The organism is Pseudomonas gingeri (assembly GCF_013385425.1).
In the GTDB taxonomy this organism is placed as follows: domain Bacteria; phylum Pseudomonadota; class Gammaproteobacteria; order Pseudomonadales; family Pseudomonadaceae; genus Aquipseudomonas; species Aquipseudomonas gingeri_D.
This window is the reverse complement of record NZ_JACAQA010000030.1, coordinates 1-20,337: the sequence shown is the minus strand read 5'-3', so window position 1 is coordinate 20,337 and position 20,337 is coordinate 1. Positions and strand designations below refer to the sequence as shown.

Genomic DNA, 20,337 nt, shown 5'->3' with positions numbered 1-20,337 from the left:
TCTGCGTATGACGGCTCAGGAGAGCCGAACACCCGGCGTCAAAGTCGCCGGCACTGTCAGACTAGGCGTTTCCAGGGACGCCACCGGGTACGCGCAATAATCCGCCGCGTAATAGGCACTGGCGCGATGGTTGCCCGAGGCCCCGACCCCGCCGAACGGTGCACTGCTGGCAGCACCCGTCAGTTGTTTGTTCCAGTTGACGATCCCGGCCCGGCTTTCCAGCCAGAACTGCTGGTAACGCGACTCGGAATCCGACAACAGGCCTGCCGCCAAGCCGTACTGCGTGTTGTTGGCCTCGGCAATCGCCGCGTCGAAATCAGCGTAGCGAATCACTTGCAGCAAGGGCCCGAACAATTCCTCGTCAGGACGATCAGCCACTGCCGTTACATCGAGAATACCCGGGGTCAGCAACGCCGCATTGGCTTGCGGTTGAGTCATTTCCAGCAACGCCAGCGCGCCATGCCCCAGCAGATGCGCCTGGGCATCCATCAAGGCACGCGCGGCACCGAGAGATACCACCGAACCCATGAACGGCGCCGGCTGCTGGTCGAACGCACCGACCTCAATGGTCGCGCTGACCTCAACCAGACGTTCCAGCAGCTTGTCGCCCCAGGCCCCTTCAGGCACCAGCAGGCGACGGGCACAGGTGCAACGCTGACCTGCCGAGATAAAGGCCGACTGGATAATGGTGTACACCGCCGCGTCCAGGTCCTGGACCTGATCGACCACCAGCGGATTATTGCCACCCATTTCCAGGGCCAGGATCTTGTCCGGACGCCCGGCGAATTGCTGGTGCAGATGGTTGCCGGTGCGGCTCGAACCGGTGAAGAACAGACCGTCGATTCCCGCATTGGCCGCCAGGACGATCCCGGTTTCCCGCACGCCTTGCAACAGATTCAACACACCAGCCGGCAGACCGGCTTCGATCCAGCACTGCACGGTCAGCTCGGCAACCTTCGGAGTCAGCTCGCTCGGCTTGAACAGCACGCTGTTACCGGCCAGCAAAGCCGGCACGATATGTCCATTGGGCAGGTGGCCCGGGAAGTTGTAAGGCCCGAACACCGCCACCACACCGTGGGGCTTGTGGCGCAACACGGCGGTGGCGTCGCCCAGCGGGCCGCTCTTCTCGCCGGTACGTTCACGGTAGCTCTGCACCGAGATGGCGATCTTGTTGACCATGCTGGTCACTTCGGTCGCCGCCTCCCACAAGGGCTTGCCGGTCTCTTCACCGATGCAGCGGGCCAACTCGTCGGCACGGCTTTTCAGATGCGCGGCAAAACTTTCGAGTACGACAATACGCTCGTCGAGGGAACGCTTGGCCCAGGCCGGAAACGCCTGGCGCGCGGCTTGCACGGCGGCCTCGACCTGCGCGGCGCTGGCGCCCTTGCCGGACCACAGCACTTGCTGGGTCACCGGGTTCAACGATTCGAAGGCTTCGCCCTGGCCTTCCTGCCAGGCACCGGCGATGTAAAGCGTGCTCATTATTTCGACTCCCTGGAAGCAGACAGCGGTACCGCGCGAACCTGATCGCCGGCACTGAGTTGAAGACGTTTGGCGGTCAGCGGATCGACCACCAGGGTGCCCGCCGCCAGGCGCGCCGGAGCCGCGGTGATGCGGCAGTCCTCGCGCTTGCGGTTGTGGATCAGGTACGGCGTGGCATCATCACCCGGGGTGCCGACCGCCAGCACCAGCGCCTGGCTGTCACGCACCGCGCGGATCTTGCTGGTTTCGCATTCCACCGCCGGGCCCGCGTCGAAGATGTCGACATAACCCTGGTAGCTGAAGCCTTCGCTTTTAAGCATCGCCAGTGCCGGCTCGGTGTCGGTATGGACCTTGCCGATCACCGCGCGCGCCTCTTCGGAGAGGAAGCAGGTGTACAGCGGGAACTTGGGCATCAGTTCGGCGATAAAAGCCTTGTTGCCGACGCCGGTCAGGTAATCGGCCTGGCTGAACTCCATCTTGAAGAAGTGCCGGCCCAGGCTTTCCCAGAACGGCGAGCGCCCGGCTTCGTCGGACATGCCGCGCATTTCGGCAATGATCTTGTTGCCAAACAGTTCCGGGAACTCGGCGATAAACAGCATCCGCGCCTTGGCCAGCATGCGGCCATTGAGGCCACTGCGATAATCGGCGTGCAGGAACAGCGAGCACAGCTCGGAGTTGCCGGTCAGGTCGTTGGCCAGGAACAGCGTCGGAATCTCGCGGTAGATCTTCAGTTCCTGGGAGGCGCTGACCGTCAGGCCGACCCGGAAGTTGTACCAGGGCTCACGCAGGCCGACGGCGCCGGCAATGGCGCTGATACCGACCACGCGGCCCTCATCGTTTTCGAGCACGAACAGATAGTCCGCGTCGCCGCGACCGGCCTCGCCAGTGAAGGTTTTCTCCGCCCAACCGACCCGATGGGCCAGGCGCTCTTCGTTGGCCGGCAAGGTGGTCAGGCCGGTGCCCGTGCTACGGGCCAGGTCGATCAGAGCGGGTAAATCGCTGCTGCGTACGGGACGAACGATCATGCTATCTCCTCAAACGGGCACCGGCTGACGGGTGCCCGCGAAACTCGCTGTAAGGCTGCTTTCGATACCGGCCTTAAACCGCTACCAGGCGCACGCTGGCACCTTCGCCGACGCCCAGGGCTTCGGCGGCTTGCAGGTCCAGGGTGACCGGTTTGCCCGGCGCATAATCGAGTTCCAGCAACACCGCGCGGTAATCCTGCAGCAGCGCGTTGGACACCAGGTACTGGCGTCCGCCGCCCTTGTAGGCGTCACCGATCTTCACCGGCACCACCCGGCTCTGGGCGATGGAGCGAATCCCGCTGACCCGCGCATGCAGGGTCGGGCCGCCGTCGAAGATGTCGATGTAATGATCGGTTTCGAAGCCTTCGCGCATCAGGATGTCGAAGGTGATCTGCGCACGCGGGTGCACCTGGCCCATCGCCTCCTGGGCGGCGTCCGGCAGCAACGGCACGTAGATCGGGTAATGCGGCATCAGTTCGGCGAGGAAGGTCCGGCTTTTCAGGCCGCACAGGCGCTCGGCCGCCGCGTAGTTCAGGTCGAAGAAGTTGCGACCTATGGCGTCCCAGAACGGCGAGTCACCGTGTTCGTCGCTGTAACCGACGATCTCGGTCACCACCGAATCGGCGAAGCGCTCCGGATGGCTGGCGACGAACAGCAGGCGCCCACGGGAATTGAGTTCCGACCAGGTCGAACCGACCAGTTCCGGGACCACGTAGAAGCTGGTCAGCAGGCTGTTGCCGGTCAGGTCATGGCACTGCGAAAGCACATGGATCTTGTTGTGGATCTTCAGCTCGCGGGACGCATGCACGAAGGTCTCGTTACGGAAGCTGTAGAACGGCTCCGAGTAACCGGCCGAGGCAACAATCGCCGAGCAGCCCGCCAACTTGCCGGTGGCCGTGTCTTCGAGCACGAAGAAATAGCTTTCTTCGCCATTGAAGCTGACTTCGGCGGCAAACGAGGCTTCGCTTGCCGCGATCTTGTCGCGCAGGCGGCCTTCGTCGTCCGGCAGGGAAGTGACACCGATCGGGCTGTCCGCGGCCAGGCGCCGTACCTCGTCCAGGTCAGCCATTTGCGCGGGGCGCATCACCAGCATGGTGTCACTCCTTCAATCCAGAACAGGTCGGTGTGTACCGACAGAAAAAAAATACCGGGGTAGGAGCGAGCTTGCTCGCGATGGTGGCCCAGGCACCACGGGGTATCGGATGCCCCGCGTTATCGTTGACGATCATCGCGAGCAAGCTCGCTCCTACAGGTACAGGAAATTTGGCCCGCTGGCAGCCATCCCGGGCCACCAGCGGGCGGTCCATCAGGCTTGCGTCAGCTTGGCCACGGCGCGCTCGAAGCGATCCAGGCCTTCATTGATGTCCGCGTCTTCAACCACCAGGCTCGGGGCGAAACGAATCACGTCCGGGCCGGCTTGCAGGATCATCAGGTTTTCTTTTTCCGCGGCGTTGAACACGTCCTTGGCCTTGCCCTTCCAGGCATCGGCCAACACGCAGCCGAGCAACAGGCCCATGCCACGGACCTGGGTAAACAGGCCGTATTTGGCGCCGATCTGCTCCAGGCGGGTCTTGAACAGGTCGTGCTTGGCTTTCACGCCGCTCAACACCTGCGGGGTGTTGATCACGTCGATCACCGCGTTGCCGACCGCACACGCCAGCGGGTTACCACCGTAGGTGGTGCCGTGGGTGCCGACCACCAGATGCTTGGCCAGCGCTTCGGTGGTGAGCATCGCGGCAATCGGGAAACCGCCGCCCAGGCTCTTGGCGCTGGTGAGGATGTCCGGGGTCACGCCGTATTCCATATAGGCGAACAGCGAGCCGCTACGGCCCATGCCGGTCTGTACTTCGTCGAACACCAGCAGCGCGTCGTGCTGGTTGCACAGCTCGCGGGCGCCTTGCAGGTAGGCCAGCTCGGCCGGCAGCACGCCACCCTCGCCCTGGATCGGTTCCAGCACCACGGCACAGGTCTTGTCCGAGATCGCGGCTTTCAGCGCGTCGAGGTCATTGAACGGCACATGGGTGATGCCGGTGATCTTCGGACCGAAGCCGTCGGAATACTTCGACTGGCCACCCACGTTCACGGTGAACAGGGTGCGACCGTGGAAGCTGTTCAGTGCGGCGATGATCTCGTATTTTTCCGAACCGAAGCGGTCGAACGCGACACGACGGGCCAGCTTGAAGGCGGCCTCGTTGGCTTCGGCGCCGGAGTTGCAGAAGAACACGCGCTCGGCGAAGGTCGCGTCCACCAGCTTCTTGGCCAGGCGCAGGGCCGGCTCGTTGGTGAAGACGTTGGATACGTGCCACAGGTTGTTCGCCTGCTCGGTCAGCGCACCGACCAGCGCCGGGTGCGCGTGGCCCAAGACGTTAACCGCGATACCGCCGGCGAAATCGATCAGCTCCCGGCCCGCCTGGTCCCATACTCGGGAACCCGCGCCGCGCACAGGAATAAAAGCCGCAGGTGCGTAGTTGGGAACCATGACCTGGTCGAAATCGGCGCGGTGCACCGGAGCTTGCTCAACGGACATCGGAGTCTCCTGAAGAGGAACGCCTGCCTGGAACTGGCGAGCGATGGGGGGATTGTAAGGACAGTTTTAGGTCAGGCCTTGCCGCCAAGCGACAACTTCTTATAGCGCCAAACCGGGTTTTGCCGAGGTTGTCGGCAATGCGACAAATTGCGTCGCAAAGGCGCAGTTTAAACGCTGGCCCGGGTTTTGGTATCTATTTAGGCACGGTTGTCCCCGGGCGCTGGATAGCCTCGCAGCTTTACCGCCGCACGAGAAACCGCGCCATGCCGATACCCGCCGAAACTGACCTGCCGCATTACCCCGATAATTTCGAACTGATCAAAAACAAACTGCCGGATTGGCTGACCGACGCCTCCCGGACCCTGCTTCAGGCCCATGGCGACAGCCTGTTGTTGACCCATACCCACAAGGCCAGACTGGCGGAATACCTGCAAGCCTTGCAGGGCCTTGAGGCCTTTGCCGTGCCGATCCTGTCCAATGCCCTGAGCAGCCGCTTCGGGTACAGACTGGACCCGAAGCGCGACCGGATCAACTGCGTGCGACTGGTCACTGCCGCCACACTCTCGACGCCGCGCAAGGTCTCCGTCGTCGATATGAGCCTGTTGGAAGCTGCCCTGAAGAACTTCGTTGCCCCCCGGCAGGAAAACCTGGTTTTTTATAATGAGTCCAGCCTGTACCGCCAGGCCAACGCCAGGCAGAACCGGCCCATCCAGGCCTTCACGCTCCGGGCGTTCGTCGAGTTGTGCCGGGAGCTGGATATCGGTGGCCAGTACGACCGCCATATGAGCGCGGTGCTGCTGCCGAAAAAGCCCTCCGGCGAAGCGGACAACCGCTTTCGTGATCAATTTGAACTCAGTGAACGCTACGAACTGATCACCCAGACCCATATTGCCCTGATGAAAGGCAATATCAGCCGTTCGACCCACCAGTTTTTGCTGGCCGCCAGCCAACAGGGTCGCTTGACCTACTGGGATGGCAAACCCGCAAGCTGCTTTGAACTGCAAATGTTCAACTTCAGAACACCGCTCAGCAGTTCGACCGGCGTCACGCTCAAAGGCGCCTGGCTGATCGAGCACCAGGACACCCTGGTAGCGCGCAACCGACCTTGCATCGTTTATCTGAGCGGTGATCCGGAGCAGGCCCTCAAGCAATACGCCAGCTTCGAGGCATTCGAACAGGAGCTGGGCCACCGCCTGGGCCGCATCGACTACCGGAGCTTCTTCAACCGCTACGTCAACCAGCGTACCCAATCAGCTTTTCTCAGTGCCCTCGAACGCCACCTTGACACCTCAGGCACGACGACCGACCTGCAACTCAAACGTTTTCCGCTGATCGGTCACCCGCTGCGCGAGCTCTATACCCAGCACCTGGTGAAGCTGCTGGACGATGGTAATTTCAGCGCCGTGCCGGTGGCCGATATCGACCGCCAGGACCACCGGGACTACCTGCAATCGCTGGGCAATATCGGCCTGAACCTGCTGAACGTCGCCGCCCTGTTCGTCCCCGGCCTGGGCGAAGCGATGCTGGCGGTGGCCGGCGCGCAACTGTTCAGCCAGATCTACAACGGCATCGAGGACTGGCGTCACGACGAGCGCGAGCAAGGCCTCCAGGGTCTGATCGGCGTCACCCTGAACCTGGCGCTGATTGGCGGCATCACCGTGGTCGCCCATCGCTTCGCCGGGGCCGGACTGGTCAAGGACTTGAAACAGGTAACCCTGCCCACTGGCGAAAGCACCCTGTGGAAACCCGACCTGACGCCCTACGAGCAATCATCGGTACTGCCCGAAAGCGCACAACCGAACGCCAGCGGCCTGTATGAAATCAACGACCGCCAATACCTCAAACAAGGTGACAAGGCCTATGAAGTCGAACTGAACCCGCAGGGCAATCGTGGCCGGATCAAACACCCCCGCCGCCCCAACCAATACTCACCAACCTTCAGGCATAACGGTGCCGGTGCCTGGTTTCACGAACTGGAGAACCCCTTGCAGTGGCAAGGCCCGCAACTGATGCACCGCTTGAGCCTGGCCGGCGAAGCCTTTTCCGACCTCGACGCCGCGCGGATCATGGCCGTCAGCGATACCGACGAAGCCCTGTTGCGCCGGGTGCATTTCGACAGCCAGCGGCCCCCGGCACTGCTCAAGGACAGCCTGCTGCGCTTTCGCCTCGACCGCGATATCCAGCGCTTTATCGAGCAGATGGCCCGCGGCGAGGCCACGCCCGACGAGAGCATGCAGGAGCAGATCCTGCTCGACTTCTGGCAATCGCAACCCAAGGCACTAAGGTTTGTGGACGATCAGGGACAAGTGGTCATGGAGACCGTGCGCAGCGGCACGGCCCAGGGGCAACGGGTGGTCATCTCGCTCGACCGATTGCACAACGGTGATCTGCTCAAGACCGTGCTGAACTCGCCCGACCTCGATGAAAGCGATATCCGCGGACTGCTGGGGGAAAGCCAGAGTTTCGCCACCCCCGCCGAAAAACCGGAAACCCGGCTGCTGAACTTTCGCAAGCAAATCGCCCGCCATGCCCACCTGCGCCGAAAAGCCCTGTTCGAATCGCAATACCGGTTTCGCACTCAATCACAGGATCCCTCGGTGGGTGTTCTGCAAAAGGCGTTTCCCGAGCTGCCCGTGGCCGTGCTCGAAGAGCTCGCCGAACAGGCCAGCGGCGCACAACTGCAAGCCTTGCGCGAGTCCGCCCACATCGCCCCGGGCATCGCCGACGAAGCCGCCTTGTATCAGCAGCAAGTGCGCCTGGCCCGCGCCCGCGAGGGGCTGTACCTGGCGTCGAGCGGCAATGCCGACAGCGAAAAACTGATCCTGCACAGCGTGCAACGCCTCCCGGGCTGGTCCACGCAAGTGCGCATCGAGATACGCACGCAATCCTCGACCGGGCCGTTGCTCGACAGTATCGGTGCCAGCAACGCGCCGATCCGCAAAGTGCTGATCAAGGAAAACGACCTGTACCAGGCCCGCGATGCCCTGGACCAGGAACTGCACGATTCCGACGATCTCTACGCATCGCTGCTGCATGCCCTGCCAGACACCCAGCGCAGTGAACTGGGCTACCCCAATCCCAAGCAGGGTGCCCAACTCCAGCAAGCCGTGCAGAACAGCCGCCTGCCGGGGCCTGATGAAATCCGCCAGTTGCTGGATATGCCACCCGCCATCCCCAGCGAACCATCGCCCATGGCCTTGGCCAAGAGGCGCCCCGGTTATCAACTCAGCGGCCGTGGAGCGCCCCAGGCGGGCAGTCGCTGGGCCCTCGAAGATCGGGTAGCCCGGCTGTTCCCGAGCTTTTCCGATGAGCAGATCCGGCAATTTATCGGCAGCCTGAACAGCATGCGGGTCTTTGATGAAATACGGCGGCTGGAGCAGGCCTACGAACAACTGACGGAAGAACTGGAGCTATGGTCGTTCATCACCTCCTCCTCTCACCCGGTCAGCGGGGAACGCCTGAGCCTGATGCAGCGCCTCAACCAGCAACGCACCCGCGCCCAGTTCGCCGAAGCCATCCGGCGTTGCTGGCGCCGTGAACCCGACCTGTTCTACTCCAACAATCCCGATGAGCACGGCTACACCCTCAGCGCCAATGGCCTGCTGGGGGAACTGCCCGAACTGTCCGTCGACTTCAACCACGTCCGCTACCTGAACCTGGTGGCCGACTCCCCGGCCCGGGAGCTGGGCCAGTTCATGGAACACTTTCCCAATCTGCGCCGGCTCTCCATACGCGGCTTCCAACTCAACGGCCTGCCCGAATCGATCACACGCGGGCCGCTGACCGAGCTGAGCCTGATCAACTGCAATCTGCGCCTGAACGTCCAGACGAGGCAGGCACTCAACGGCATGCGAGCCCTGGAGATTCTCGACCTGAGCCGCAACCCCCTCGGCCTGGTCCCCGACCTGCGTCAACTGCTTGCACTGGCGGTCGTCGATCTGAGTCGCACCGGGATCAACGCGCTTCCCGATGGACTGTTCGAACTGCCGCGATTGGAAGCCGCCCTGCTCAACGACAACGCCATCAGCGACCTGCCGCAGACGCTCAACGAGATCTCCGGCGAGCTCGGTTCCGGCCTGGAGCTGAACGGCAACCCGCTGTCCGAGACCAGCCTGCAACGCGCCCGGGACTATTACCGCAGAACCGGCCACTCGCTCGGCGTTCAGTCCCTGGCCGAGCGAACACGTATCCAGGCGCTCTATCCGGGCCTGAATGGCGAACAGCTGGAGAGTTTCATCCGGGCTCAACCGCGAGTCCTCGAGGACTCCTTGAACCAGTTGAGTCGACTGGAAGCCCAATACCGCCAACTGCGCGCCGATCTGCAGGCCTGGAGCGGCGATGTCCCCACGCATCACCCGCAAACGCAGGAGCCATTGAGTCCGGTCGAGTTGGCGCTGGAAAGTCTGAACCGAGACGACTTTGCCCAACAGTTGCAACGGAGCTGGCAACGCCAGAGCGAAGAAATACTGCCCGACGGCACACGCTTGTATAGCTTCTCTTTCACCCAGAGGATCACCGGCAGACTGCCCGCGCTTTCAGCCGACTTCAGTCATATCGCCCGCCTGGAGCTCCATGGTTACGGCGCCAGCGACGGGCTCGATGGTTTCCTCCACAGCTTCCCCCATCTACGCGTGCTGTATGCCTCCAGTTTTATCGACCGGGATTTTCCCGCCGCGATTTTCGACATGCCGCACTTGAGAAACCTGGATCTGCCCTATGGCCAGATCCAACTGAGCGACACCACGCACCAGCAGCTCGCGGACATGACCGGCCTGCAGATGCTTGATCTGTCCGGCAACCCGCTGCAACCGGACCCGCCGCGCACCGAGGGCATGCTGCTGACACCGAACATCGCACGGATGACCGACCTGAGAGTGCTCGACCTGAGCGACAGCGGCCTCGAACAGATACCCGAGGGACTGTTCGGACTCCGTGTGCTGGGGATTGCCGACTTGCGCGACAACCAGATCCGAGACATACCGGAAAGCCTGTTCGAAGTCCCGACCTCGCAAGCGGTGACCTATGACTTCAGGAACAATCCCCTGAGCGAGACCAGCCTGCAAAGAGTCCGCAGCTACAGGGAGCTGAACGGCGGTGTGCAGCAGGTCAGAATCCTGATCGGCGACGATGTGAGCAGCGGCGAAGAGAGTGAAAGCGACAGCGACAATGGCGGCAGTGTCCCACCGGTGCTTTCCCCCATAACGCCGCCCACGCCCCGCGAAGAATAAGCCTTAGCCGCGTTCCGAAGGCACCGACGACAACTCGAACGGGCTGCTGCTGCGCCGCTGGTTGCGATCTTCACGGGGTGTGGCGCCAAAGAAGTTGCGATAGGCGCTGGAGAAGTGCGGCCCCGAGGAGAAACCGCAGGACAGGCCGATCTGGATGATCGACTTGCTGGTCTGCATCAGCATCTGCCGGGCCTTGTTCAGGCGCAGTTCCAGGTAATACTGGCTCGGCACGCGGTTGAGGTACTGCTTGAAGATCCGCTCCAACTGGCGCCGCGACACACAGACATGCTGGGCGATCTCGTCGGTGGTCAGCGGTTCCTCGATATTGGCCTCCATCAGCAGCACGGCCTGGGTCAGCTTCGGATGGCTGGAGCCCAGGCGGTTCTGCAATGGAATACGCTGGCGCTCGCCGCCTTCGCGGATGCGCTCGACCACCAGCTCCTCGGAAACCGCACCGGCCAACTCGGCACCGTGGTCACGGGCGAGTACCGCCAGCAACAGGTCCAGCACCGACAAGCCGCCACAGGCGGTCAGGCGATCACGGTCCCAGTCGAACAGATGACTGGTGGCGATCACCTTGGGAAAACGTTCGGCGAAATCATCCTGCCAGCGCCAGTGCACCGCCGCGCGATAACCATCGAGCAAACCAAGTTGGGCCAGCGGGTAGACCCCGGCGGACAAACCGGCCACCACGCAACCGGCGCGAACCAGTTGCTTGAGGGCGCTGCTCAAGGCCGGCGCCAGGCTGGTCGGCGGCTCGTCGGCCAGCAGGAAGAGTTTCTGGAAGCCTTCCAGCTTGCCGGCCCAGGGCTCGCCCGGCAGTTGCCAGCCACCACCGGCCAAGGCCTCGCCAGGCACTTCGGCCTGCAGGAAAGACAATTCGTAGACGACTTCCGGATGCACCCGCTGTGCGACACGCAAGGCCTCCTCGGCCAGCGCCAGCGTCAAGGCTTGGGTGCTGGGCCAAATCAGGAAACCAATTCGATGGGCAGTCATGGCAGGCAATCCGAAAACAGAACAGAGTGAAAAGCCGAGGGCAACCAACTCAAAGTAGACCACGCCGCGCTCGGCGCGCAGCATGACCTATTTGGGTGCGCAACGGCAGCATAAAAAGCGACGACTATTTCAAACTGCCGGAGAGGAATTGCTGCAGACGCTCGGACTGCGGGTTGGACAACACCTCGCGCGGATTACCGCGTTCTTCGACCACGCCTTGGTGCAGGAACACCAGCTGGTTGGAGACTTCACGGGCAAAGCCCATCTCGTGGGTCACCACCACCATGGTCCGGCCTTCCTGGGCCAGGGCCTGCATCACCTTCAGCACGTCGCCCACCAGCTCGGGGTCGAGGGCCGAGGTCGGCTCGTCGAACAGCATCACTTCCGGCTCCACCGCCAGCGCCCGGGCAATCGCCACGCGCTGCTGCTCGCCGCCGGACATATGGCCCGGGTAGGCGTCCTTGCGATGCGCCACGCCGACTTTCGCCAGGTAGTACTCGGCCTTTTCCAGCGCCTCTTTCTTCGACATGCCGAGGACGTGAATCGGTGCCTCGATAATGTTTTCCAACGCGGTCATATGCGACCACAGGTTGAAATGCTGGAACACCATCGACAGCCGCGAACGCATGCGCTGCAACTGTTTCGGGTCGGCGGCCTTCAGCGCGCCGTCCTTGCCGGCCACCAGCTTCAACTCTTCATTGTTCAGCAGGATGCGCCCGGCATAGGGCTGTTCCAGCAGGTTGATGCAGCGCAGGAAAGTACTTTTGCCGGAGCCACTGGAGCCGATGATGCTGATCACATCGCCGGCGGCGGCTTCCAGGGACACGCCCTTGAGCACTTCGTGACTGCCATAGCGTTTATGCAGGTCTTGGACTTCAAGCTTGTACATGCGGTCGGTTCTCACAAAAACAGTCAGGTCAGTCGCTGAGCAGGCGTCCGTGGCGAAGCGGTACGCGCCCCGCCACCTTGGCCAGCCAGATCGAGGGTTGGGCGTAACGCAGCCGCTCCACGGCGTACAACACACCGCTCGTGCCGGCACACACGGTGCTGACCCGGTCGGATAACGGATCGATCACTTCGAACAGCGGGTCGCCGGTTTCCACCCAACTGCCCACCGGCACCAGGAAACTCAACACGCCGGGGTGCGGTGCATAGAGCAGCTCGGTGCCTTCGAACGGCATGCCTTCGCAAGGTTCCTGTTGCGCGGCGGGCCATTCGCCATCGATCAGGCCCTGCTCCGCGAGAAACGCCAGAATCCCTTCGGCCTGGGCCTCGGCCTGCTCGCGACCGGTATCGGCCTGGCCACCCAGTTCAATGGTGGTGGCCATGCACGCCAGCGGAATCTGCGCGTCCGGGAACTCCCGGGACAGGCGCAACCACGGCAACGAACAGGCCTCGTCGAACGAGGTGCCGCCCGACTCTTCCGCCAGCAGCCCGACACGAACCTTGAGGTGCGCCGCCAGGGAACGCCACTGCGGCCAGTGCTGGGGAAAGGTGTACATGTGCAACGCGGCTTCACAATCGCAATGCAGGTCGAGCACCAGGTCGGCATCGCAGGCGTGGCTCAACAGCACCCGCTGCATGCCTTGCAACTGACTGGTCGCCGCCGGCAGAGAAGCCAGCACCTCAAGCATGGCCTGGCGAATCAGTCGGATGTTGGCATGCGGATCATCGCCCAGGCGATCTTTCACCAAGGCGCTGACCGGCTCGGTCAACTGGACAAAATCGCGATTGAAGTTCTTGCCGCTGCCGTACTCGAAACGTCCTTGATGATTACCTTGCAGCAACTGGCCGAGACCGATCGGATTGGCCACCGGGACCAGCTCGATCACGCCCTTGAGGGCACCGCGGGCTTCCAGCTCGACCAGGCGCTTTTTCAGCTCCCAGGCCGTGCGCATGCCCGGCAATTCATCGGCATGCAGGCTGGCCTGGATATAGGCCTTGCGCTCGCCACTGCCGAAACGGAACACCGACAGCTGGCGCTCCGTGCCCAGGCTGCCCCAGGGCAAAGGATGATCGATACGTTGCATAGTCAGTGCTTCCTCGGCGCCAGGTAACCCAACCAGCGGCGTTCAGCCAACTTGAACAGCCGCACCAGGATAAAGGTCAGGCACAGGTAGAACGCGCCGGCGGTGATGTAGGCCTCGAACGGCAGGTAATACTGGGCGTTGACGGTACGGGCGGCACCGGTGATGTCGATCAGGGTGACGATGGACGCCAGGCTGGTGGTCTGCAGCATCATGATCACTTCGTTGCTGTACTGCGGCAGCGCCCGGCGCAGGGCCGACGGCAGCAGGATGCGGCGGTACAGCTTGTAGCGCGACATGCCCATGGCCTTGGCCGCCTCGATCTCGCCATTGGGCGTGGCCCGCAGGCTGCCGGCGATGATTTCGGCGGTGTAGGCGCTGGTGTTGATGGCAAAGGCCAGGCAGGCACAGAAGGTCGCGCTCGACAGCCAGGGCCAGAGAAAACTCTCGCGCACCGCCTCGAACTGGGCCAGGCCGTAGTAGATCAGGAACAGCTGCACCAGCATCGGCGTGCCACGGATCACGTAGGTGTAGAGCCAGGCGCTGATATTCACCAGCGGCTGCTTGGACACCCGCATCAGCCCCAGGGGCAATGCCGCCAGCAGACCGAACAGCAACGACAAGGCCAGCAGCTTCAAAGTGGTCAGCAGGCCGCCGAGGTACAGCGGCATGGCTGCCCAGATGACGTTGTAGTCGAAGATCATAGATCAGCCGCCCTTACGCCTACCGAGTAGCGCTTCTCAAGGTGACGCAATGCCAGCAACGAGACGCTGGTGATCACCAGGTACATCGCCGCCACTGCGAGGAAGAAGGTGAAAGGCTCGCGGGTGGCATCCGCCGCCTGCTTGGCCTTGAACATCATGTCTTGCAGACCGACCACGGAAATCAGCGCGGTGGCCTTGGTCAGCACCAGCCAGTTGTTGGTGAAACCGGGAATCGCCAGGCGAATCATCTGCGGCACCAGCACCCGGAAAAACACTTGCAGGCTGCTCATGCCGTAGGACATGCCGGCTTCGGCCTGGCCCTTGGGGATCGCCATAAAGGCCCCGCGGAAGGTTTCCGACAGGTAAGCGCCGAAAATAAAACCCAGGGTGCCGATACCGGCGACCAGGGGGTTGAGGTCGATGTAGTCGTCAAAACCGAGCAACGGCGCGACGCGGTTGAGCAGGTCCTGACCACCGTAGAAAATCAGCAGGATCAGCACCAGGTCGGGAATCCCACGGATGACCGTGGCATACAGGTCGCCGAGCCAGGCCAGCCAGCGCACCGGCGACAGGCGCAAGGCCACCCCGATCAAGCCCAGGACAATGGCCAGGGCCATGGACGACAAGGCGAGCTGAAGCGTCAGCCAAACGCCATCGAGGATGACAGCCCCGTAGCCTTTCAACATGATTCAGATCCTCGGAATTAGGGATGAAAAAATGGCGCAAACCTCAGAGCTTCTGCTGCTTGCGCCATTTCGGACTTGTCACCGCGGCGGTTTACTTGCCGTAGATATCGAAGTCGAAGTACTTGTCCTGGATCTGCTTGTACGTGCCGTTGGCACGGATCGCGACGATGGCGGCGTTGATCTTGTCCAGATCGGCCTTGTCGCCTTTGCGCACGGCGATACCGATGCCGTCACCGAAGTATTTCTCGTCGGTGAATTGCGGACCGACGAAGGCAAAGCCCTTGCCGGAATCGGTCTTCAGGAAACCGTCCTGCAGCAGGGTGGCGTCAGCCACGGTGCCGTCGAGGCGACCGGCGGCCACGTCCAGGTAGATTTCGTTCTGCGAACCGTAAGGCTTGATTTCAGCGCCCAGCGGCTTGAGGACTTCTTCAGCGAAACGGTTGTGGATCGAACCGCGCTGCACACCGATCTTCTTGCCCTTGAGTTCGGACAGGTTGTCGCTGACAACGGTGCCTTCCTTCATCACCAGGCGCGCCGGGGTGTTGTAGTACTTGTTGGTGAAATCGACCGATTTCTTACGATCGTCGGTGATCGACATCGACGACAGGATGGCGTCGATCTTGCGAACCTTGAGGGCCGGGATCAGGCCGTCGAACTCTTGCTCGACCCAGACGCACTTGACCTTCATCTCTGCGCACAGGGCATTGCCGATGTCGTAGTCGAAACCAACGATGCTGCCGTCCGGCGCCTTGGAGGCGAACGGAGGGTAAGCGGCTTCGATACCAATTTTCAGTGGTTTTTCATCGGCGAAGGTCGGCAGCGACAGCACGGACAGTGCCAGGGCGCCAAGCAGCACGAGTTTCTTCATCTTGAGACTCCATCGGTAAAGGGCAAAACGGCAGAGTGAGCAACAGCCCAATATGCGGATGGGAAAGCAGTCTTCGCGTAACGGTCAACGGCGAGCGCGTTCAGCGTGCGCCACAACCAGCGAGTGATCGGCATTCTAACGACAGGTCCGAAGCCGATATTTCCTCAATGCGACAACTAATTACAGAAGCGCCGAGAAAGCGGGATGGACGCATTGACAGCTCTTGATTTTTATGCAAGAGCGAAAGAAGGGGTAACCGATCTATCCTGCAAATAGCGGGCCTATTATTGGCAAAGCCTTCTATTCCGGCAAGCACGGCGTTCGATGAGATTTAAAAGGCCCTGGATTCTGACCGAAAACGGGCAGCAGCGTTTCCCTTTGCCCCGTGTTCGGGCGGCGAGTGACACATTTGGTTACCTACCGAAAAATCGGTAACAGAGAGAGGAATTCACAGCAAAAACCGATATTTATCTCACTTCATTCACGGACACCGCCACCTTGTGGGAGCCGGCTTGCTGGCGATGAGGCCCTGAGCCTTGCCGCGCCCTTCCGGCCGCCATCGCCAGCCAGCCGACTCCTACGGAAACAAGACAGGCCACAGAACGCAAAGAGCCCCGCCCGGCGCAATGCCGGACGGGGCTCAGTCAACCCTGAACAGGTGTTACGCGACGTTCATGGTCTTGTGGGTATCGATCAGATGCTGCACCACGCCCGGGTCCGCCAGGGTGGAGATATCGCCCAGGCCGTCGTACTCGCCCGTGGCAATCTTGCGCAGGATCCGTCGCATGATTTTCCCCGAACGGGTCTTCGGCAAGCCCGGTGCCCACTGGATGACATCCGGCGAAGCAATCGGCCCGATTTCCTTGCGCACCCAGTTCTTCAACTCCAGGCGCAACGCTTCGCTGGGCTCTTCGCCACTGTTGAGGGTGACATAGACATAGATGCCCTGCCCCTTGATATCGTGGGGCACACCGACCACCGCCGCTTCGGCGACTTTCGGGTGGGCGACCATGGCGCTTTCGATCTCGGCAGTGCCCATGCGGTGGCCGGAGACGTTCAGCACGTCATCCACGCGCCCGGTGATCCAGTAGTAACCGTCCTCGTCGCGGCGTGCGCCGTCACCGGTGAAATACATGCCACGGAAGGTCTTGAAGTAGGTGTCGACGAAACGATCGTGATCGCCGTACAAGGTCCGCGCCTGACCCGGCCACGAATCGAGGATCACCAGGTTGCCTTCGGCGGCGCCCTCGATGATGTTGCCCAGGTTATCCACCAGCGCCGGCACCACACCGAAGAACGGCCGTGTCGCCGAACCCGGCTTGAGCGCATGGGCGCCCGGTAGCGGGCTCATCATGTTGCCGCCGGTCTCGGTCTGCCACCAGGTGTCGACGATCGGGCAGCGCGACTTGCCGACATTCTTGTAGTACCAATCCCAGGCCTCCGGATTGATCGGCTCGCCCACCGAACCCAGCAGGCGCAGGCTGCTGCCATCGGCGCCTTCGACGGCCGCGGTACCCTGGGCCATCATGGCGCGGATCGCGGTCGGCGCGGTATAGAGGATATTGACCTGGTGCTTGTCGACGATCTTCGCCACCCGGGTGATATCCGGATAGTTAGGAACGCCTTCGAACATCACGGTGGTCGCGCCGTTGGCCAGCGGGCCGTAGACAATGTAGGTGTGGCCGGTAACCCAGCCGACATCGGCGGTGCACCAGTAGACCTCGCCCGGACGGTAGTCGAATACCCGCTCGTGGGTCAGTGCCGCATACAGCAGGTAACCGCCGGTAGTGTGCTGCACGCCCTTCGGCTTGCCAGTGGAGCCCGAGGTGTAGAGGATGAACAGCGCCTCTTCGGCGCCCATCTCTTTCGGCGCACAGACGCTGCCGGCCACCTTCATCAGGTCCTCGAACCAGATATCGCGATGCTGGTTCCATTTGATCGCACCACCGGTGCGCTTGCACACGATGACTTTCTGGACGCTGCTGGTTTCCGGGTTGGTCAGGGCGTCGTCGACGTTGGCCTTGAGGGGGATCTTCTTGCCGGCGCGAACGCCTTCGTCGGCGGTGATCACCACTTTAGAACGGCAGTCGATAATGCGACCGGCCAGGGCTTCCGGCGAGAAACCACCGAACACCACCGAGTGGATCGCGCCGATGCGGGCACAGGCCAGCATCGCAACTGCGGCTTCGGGGATCATCGGCATATAGATGGTCACCACGTCGCCGCGATGCACATCCTGGCCACGCAGCGCGTTGGCGAATTTGCAGACCTGCTCGTGCAGCTCGCGATAGGTGATGTGGCGCGAATCCGCGGGATCGTCGCCTTCCCAGATAATCGCGACCTGATCGCCACGCTCGGCCAGATGGCGGTCCAGGCAATTATAGGAAACGTTCAGGGTGCCATCGGCAAACCACTTGATATCGACATGGTGATCGTCGAAGGAAGTCTGCTTCACCGTGGTGAAAGGCTTGATCCAATCGAGGCGCTTGGCTTGTTCACGCCAGAAGCCGTCGGGGTTGACGACCGACTGCTGGTACATCGCCTTGTAGGTCGCCTCGTCGGTCAGCGTAGTCGCCAGGACCTCAGGACGAACGGGGTACAGGGAAGCCGCACTCATCTTTCTTACCTCGGTGGATATGTTGTTGTTTTATGACCCTGTTGTAGCCGGGCCTGCGCCATGGAGCCATTCGACGATGGTAGTAACAAAACCCTGCAAAACCTCGGTTCAATCGCTGCAAGGCCTCAAGCACGCTGCCTGTAGCGATTTCCGACACCCTGAAAATAACTCGGGAAACGGTCTCCGGAGACGTTTTTTCGACGATTGTTACAGGTTTTGTCAATAGTCTTTATCAAAACCCCCTCTATATGAATGTTTTGTAGACTCTTAACATTGATTCCGCCAACTAAGGCAGCGAATTAACTTAGCGACAGCCCCCACGAAGGCCGTTAATTCGAACTCCAATCAACACCGTTCCACACGTGGCCTCACAAGGGCCATGTGACCCCTTACGACCCGAAGAAGGTAAATCGAGATGAAAGCTCTAGTCGTTCTGGCCCTCAGCAGCCTGTGTGCAACCGCCATGGCTGACGAGATTCCAACCGACGTTGCCAGCCACACCGTTCCGGTGGAAGAGTACACTTACAGTTCTCACCCGGATATTCAGAAAGTTATCTCCATGAGTGAAGTTCCGGATGTTTGCGAAGTTGTCCCGGCGCGCATGGTCTATGAAGACTCCCAGGGCGCCCGGCATATCATGGAATACCGCGTCATGGGTAACGGTTGCTCCCACGGTTAATATCCCGGCCTGATCCACCCTTGCAAAACCACCCGCCGCAAGAAGCGCTTCTTGCGGCAAAGGTGTTCCTCCCCGCATCCCCCGCCGCCACGACCTCCGCGCCCCGGTCCGGATCATTTCGCCTCCCTGGCGACAAAAACTGGCTGAAACAAACGGACAAATTCCCTATACTGTCGGCATCCATTCGCGCCTGAAAAAGCGTCGAATCGAGCTGAAAACCCTCGTTGATTCAGGCCCTTGCAGGCCACAGGGGAAGGCCCGGCGCCCTCTCCCGTCGACGACACGGGGTCATCCCGTACCTATTCCATGTTTTTGCGTGCACGAACCGCTGCTGCAAGCAACATATCCTTTAGATCCAAAGCGGCCATTGGTCGTGTGACAAGCCAACCATCAGTGTTTTTCACACGGGCATCAGGCCCTCACGCAGGAGACGACACGTCATGCTGAGCTGGGACGAATTCGACAAAGAAGAAGGCGAGGTGGCCGTCAAGGGCGCCAACGCCGGCCACGCCACCGAAGCCAACATGGACCGCCTCGACAGCGCCGGTGGCGCCGCGGCCCAGGAGGCCCGTGCCGTGACCGCTTCCGACTCGGCTGCCATCGCCCGTGCCAAGGCAGCCCTCGATGCCCTGGACGTTGCCGAAGGCCTGGCTGAACTCGAAGGCGCCTCGGCCCGTGTCGCGGTCGACGAAAAGCGCATGATCAACTGCCGCGCCGACCTCAACCAGCTCGTGCCGTTCAAGTACGACTGGGCCTGGCAGAAGTACCTCGACGGCTGCGCAAACCACTGGATGCCGCAAGAAGTCAACATGACCGCCGACATCGCCCTCTGGAAAGACCCGGAAGGCCTGACCGACGACGAACGCCGCATCGTCATGCGCAACCTCGGTTTCTTCTCCACTGCCGACTCCCTGGTGGCGAACAACCTGGTGCTGGCCGTGTACCGCCTGATCACCAACCCCGAGTGCCGCCAGTACATCCTGCGCCAGGCCTTCGAAGAGGCGATCCACACCCACGCCTACCAGTACTGCATCGAATCGTTGGCCATGGATGAAGGCGAGATCTTCAACATGTACCACGAGATTCCTTCCGTGGCGAAAAAGGCCACCTGGGGCCTGAAGTACACCCGTTCGATCTCCGACCCGGAATTCAAGACCGGCACCGTCGAGACCGACAAGGAACTGCTGCGCAACCTGATCGCCTACTACTGCGTGCTGGAAGGCATCTTCTTCTACTGCGGCTTCACCCAGATCCTGTCCATGGGTCGTCGCAACAAGATGACCGGCGTGGCCGAGCAGTTCCAGTACATCCTGCGGGATGAGTCCATGCACCTGAACTTCGGCATCGACGTGATCAACCAGATCAAGATCGAGAACCCGCACCTGTGGGATGCCGAGATGAAGGAAGAAGCCACCCAGATGATCCTGCAGGGCACCCAGCTGGAAATCGAATACGCGCGTGACACCATGCCACGCGGCGTGTTGGGCATGAACGCGGC

14 protein-coding genes are annotated in these 20,337 nt (G+C 61.7%); 3 read left to right on the top strand and 11 right to left on the bottom strand.

Annotated elements, in window-relative coordinates:
* Positions 1 to 15: 15 nt before the first annotated feature.
* The 4 genes from astD to HX830_RS27100 all read right to left on the bottom strand — a co-directional run bounded on the left by astD (position 16) and on the right by HX830_RS27100 (position 5,034).
* Complete coding sequence (gene astD, locus HX830_RS27115; protein ID WP_177103774.1) at positions 16 to 1,485, bottom strand: succinylglutamate-semialdehyde dehydrogenase; 1,470 nt, start codon at positions 1,483 to 1,485, stop codon at positions 16 to 18.
* Positions 1,482 to 2,507 carry an arginine N-succinyltransferase gene (gene astA / locus HX830_RS27110; protein WP_103496545.1) on the bottom strand — a complete coding sequence of 342 codons (1,026 nt, stop codon included), beginning with the start codon at positions 2,505 to 2,507 and terminating at the stop codon, positions 1,482 to 1,484. The genes astD and astA overlap by 4 nt, the downstream gene beginning before the upstream one ends.
* A gap of 73 nt (positions 2,508 to 2,580) precedes the next feature.
* Positions 2,581 to 3,600, bottom strand: coding sequence for an arginine/ornithine succinyltransferase subunit alpha (gene aruF / locus HX830_RS27105; RefSeq protein ID WP_100944744.1), 1,020 nt, complete (start codon positions 3,598 to 3,600; stop codon positions 2,581 to 2,583).
* Between the two features lie 213 nt (positions 3,601 to 3,813).
* Complete coding sequence (locus HX830_RS27100; protein ID WP_100944745.1) at positions 3,814 to 5,034, bottom strand: aspartate aminotransferase family protein; 1,221 nt, start codon at positions 5,032 to 5,034, stop codon at positions 3,814 to 3,816.
* A gap of 263 nt (positions 5,035 to 5,297) precedes the next feature.
* Here HX830_RS27100 and HX830_RS27095 point away from each other — a divergent pair, with 263 nt between their 5' ends.
* A complete protein-coding gene (locus HX830_RS27095) occupies positions 5,298 to 10,262 on the top strand; it encodes a dermonecrotic toxin domain-containing protein (RefSeq protein ID WP_177103748.1) in 4,965 nt (1,654 codons plus the stop codon).
* 3 nt (positions 10,263 to 10,265) lie between these two features.
* On the opposite strand, the gene HX830_RS27090 is transcribed toward HX830_RS27095, so the two are convergent.
* The 7 genes from HX830_RS27090 to acs form a co-directional block, all read right to left on the bottom strand.
* A complete protein-coding gene (locus tag HX830_RS27090) occupies positions 10,266 to 11,258 on the bottom strand; it encodes a GlxA family transcriptional regulator (RefSeq protein WP_103496552.1) in 993 nt (330 codons plus the stop codon).
* Positions 11,259 to 11,382: 124 nt separating this feature from the next.
* On the bottom strand, positions 11,383 to 12,147 hold the full coding sequence (locus HX830_RS27085; RefSeq protein WP_103496548.1) for an ABC transporter ATP-binding protein: 765 nt from the start codon (positions 12,145 to 12,147) through the stop codon (positions 11,383 to 11,385).
* 28 nt (positions 12,148 to 12,175) lie between these two features.
* Entirely contained in the window at positions 12,176 to 13,288 is a 1,113-nt protein-coding gene (locus HX830_RS27080; protein ID WP_103496549.1) for a succinylglutamate desuccinylase/aspartoacylase family protein, read from the bottom strand.
* 2 nt (positions 13,289 to 13,290) lie between these two features.
* Positions 13,291 to 13,989: an ABC transporter permease gene (locus tag HX830_RS27075; RefSeq protein WP_177103746.1), complete on the bottom strand. Its 699-nt coding sequence runs from the start codon at positions 13,987 to 13,989 to the stop codon at positions 13,291 to 13,293.
* Positions 13,986 to 14,675, bottom strand: a complete 690-nt coding sequence (locus tag HX830_RS27070; protein ID WP_100944750.1) for an ABC transporter permease — start codon at positions 14,673 to 14,675, stop codon at positions 13,986 to 13,988. The genes HX830_RS27075 and HX830_RS27070 overlap by 4 nt, the downstream gene beginning before the upstream one ends.
* 91 nt (positions 14,676 to 14,766) lie before the next feature.
* The gene (locus tag HX830_RS27065) at positions 14,767 to 15,543 is read right to left on the bottom strand and encodes an ABC transporter substrate-binding protein (protein WP_100944751.1); all 777 of its coding nucleotides are present in this window, start codon (positions 15,541 to 15,543) and stop codon (positions 14,767 to 14,769) included.
* A 661-nt stretch (positions 15,544 to 16,204) separates the two neighbouring features.
* Positions 16,205 to 18,160, bottom strand: a complete 1,956-nt coding sequence (acs, locus tag HX830_RS27060; RefSeq protein ID WP_177103726.1) for an acetate--CoA ligase — start codon at positions 18,158 to 18,160, stop codon at positions 16,205 to 16,207.
* A 415-nt stretch (positions 18,161 to 18,575) separates the two neighbouring features.
* Here acs and HX830_RS27055 point away from each other — a divergent pair, with 415 nt between their 5' ends.
* Positions 18,576 to 18,839, top strand: coding sequence for a DUF2790 domain-containing protein (locus HX830_RS27055; RefSeq protein ID WP_100944753.1), 264 nt, complete (start codon positions 18,576 to 18,578; stop codon positions 18,837 to 18,839).
* 440 nt (positions 18,840 to 19,279) lie between these two features.
* Positions 19,280 to 20,337 (top strand): ribonucleotide-diphosphate reductase subunit beta (locus HX830_RS27050; RefSeq protein ID WP_177103724.1); only part of this gene is annotated, 1,058 nt, incomplete at its 3' end.

Excerpts from the sequence above, each read along its gene's own strand:
- astA (WP_103496545.1), bottom strand. The coding sequence starts at position 2,507 with ATGATCGTTCGTCCCGTACGCAGCAGCGATTTACCCGCTCTGATCGAC.
- HX830_RS27085 (WP_103496548.1), bottom strand. The coding sequence starts at position 12,147 with ATGTACAAGCTTGAAGTCCAAGACCTGCATAAACGCTATGGCAGTCAC.
- aruF (WP_100944744.1), bottom strand. The coding sequence starts at position 3,600 with ATGCTGGTGATGCGCCCCGCGCAAATGGCTGACCTGGACGAGGTACGG.
- HX830_RS27100 (WP_100944745.1), bottom strand. The coding sequence starts at position 5,034 with ATGTCCGTTGAGCAAGCTCCGGTGCACCGCGCCGATTTCGACCAGGTC.
- HX830_RS27080 (WP_103496549.1), bottom strand. The coding sequence starts at position 13,288 with ATGCAACGTATCGATCATCCTTTGCCCTGGGGCAGCCTGGGCACGGAG.
- HX830_RS27090 (WP_103496552.1), bottom strand. The coding sequence starts at position 11,258 with ATGACTGCCCATCGAATTGGTTTCCTGATTTGGCCCAGCACCCAAGCC.
- acs (WP_177103726.1), bottom strand. The coding sequence starts at position 18,160 with ATGAGTGCGGCTTCCCTGTACCCCGTTCGTCCTGAGGTCCTGGCGACT.
- HX830_RS27095 (WP_177103748.1), top strand. The coding sequence starts at position 5,298 with ATGCCGATACCCGCCGAAACTGACCTGCCGCATTACCCCGATAATTTC.
- HX830_RS27070 (WP_100944750.1), bottom strand. The coding sequence starts at position 14,675 with ATGTTGAAAGGCTACGGGGCTGTCATCCTCGATGGCGTTTGGCTGACG.
- HX830_RS27075 (WP_177103746.1), bottom strand. The coding sequence starts at position 13,989 with ATGATCTTCGACTACAACGTCATCTGGGCAGCCATGCCGCTGTACCTC.
- HX830_RS27065 (WP_100944751.1), bottom strand. The coding sequence starts at position 15,543 with ATGAAGAAACTCGTGCTGCTTGGCGCCCTGGCACTGTCCGTGCTGTCG.
- HX830_RS27055 (WP_100944753.1), top strand. The coding sequence starts at position 18,576 with ATGAAAGCTCTAGTCGTTCTGGCCCTCAGCAGCCTGTGTGCAACCGCC.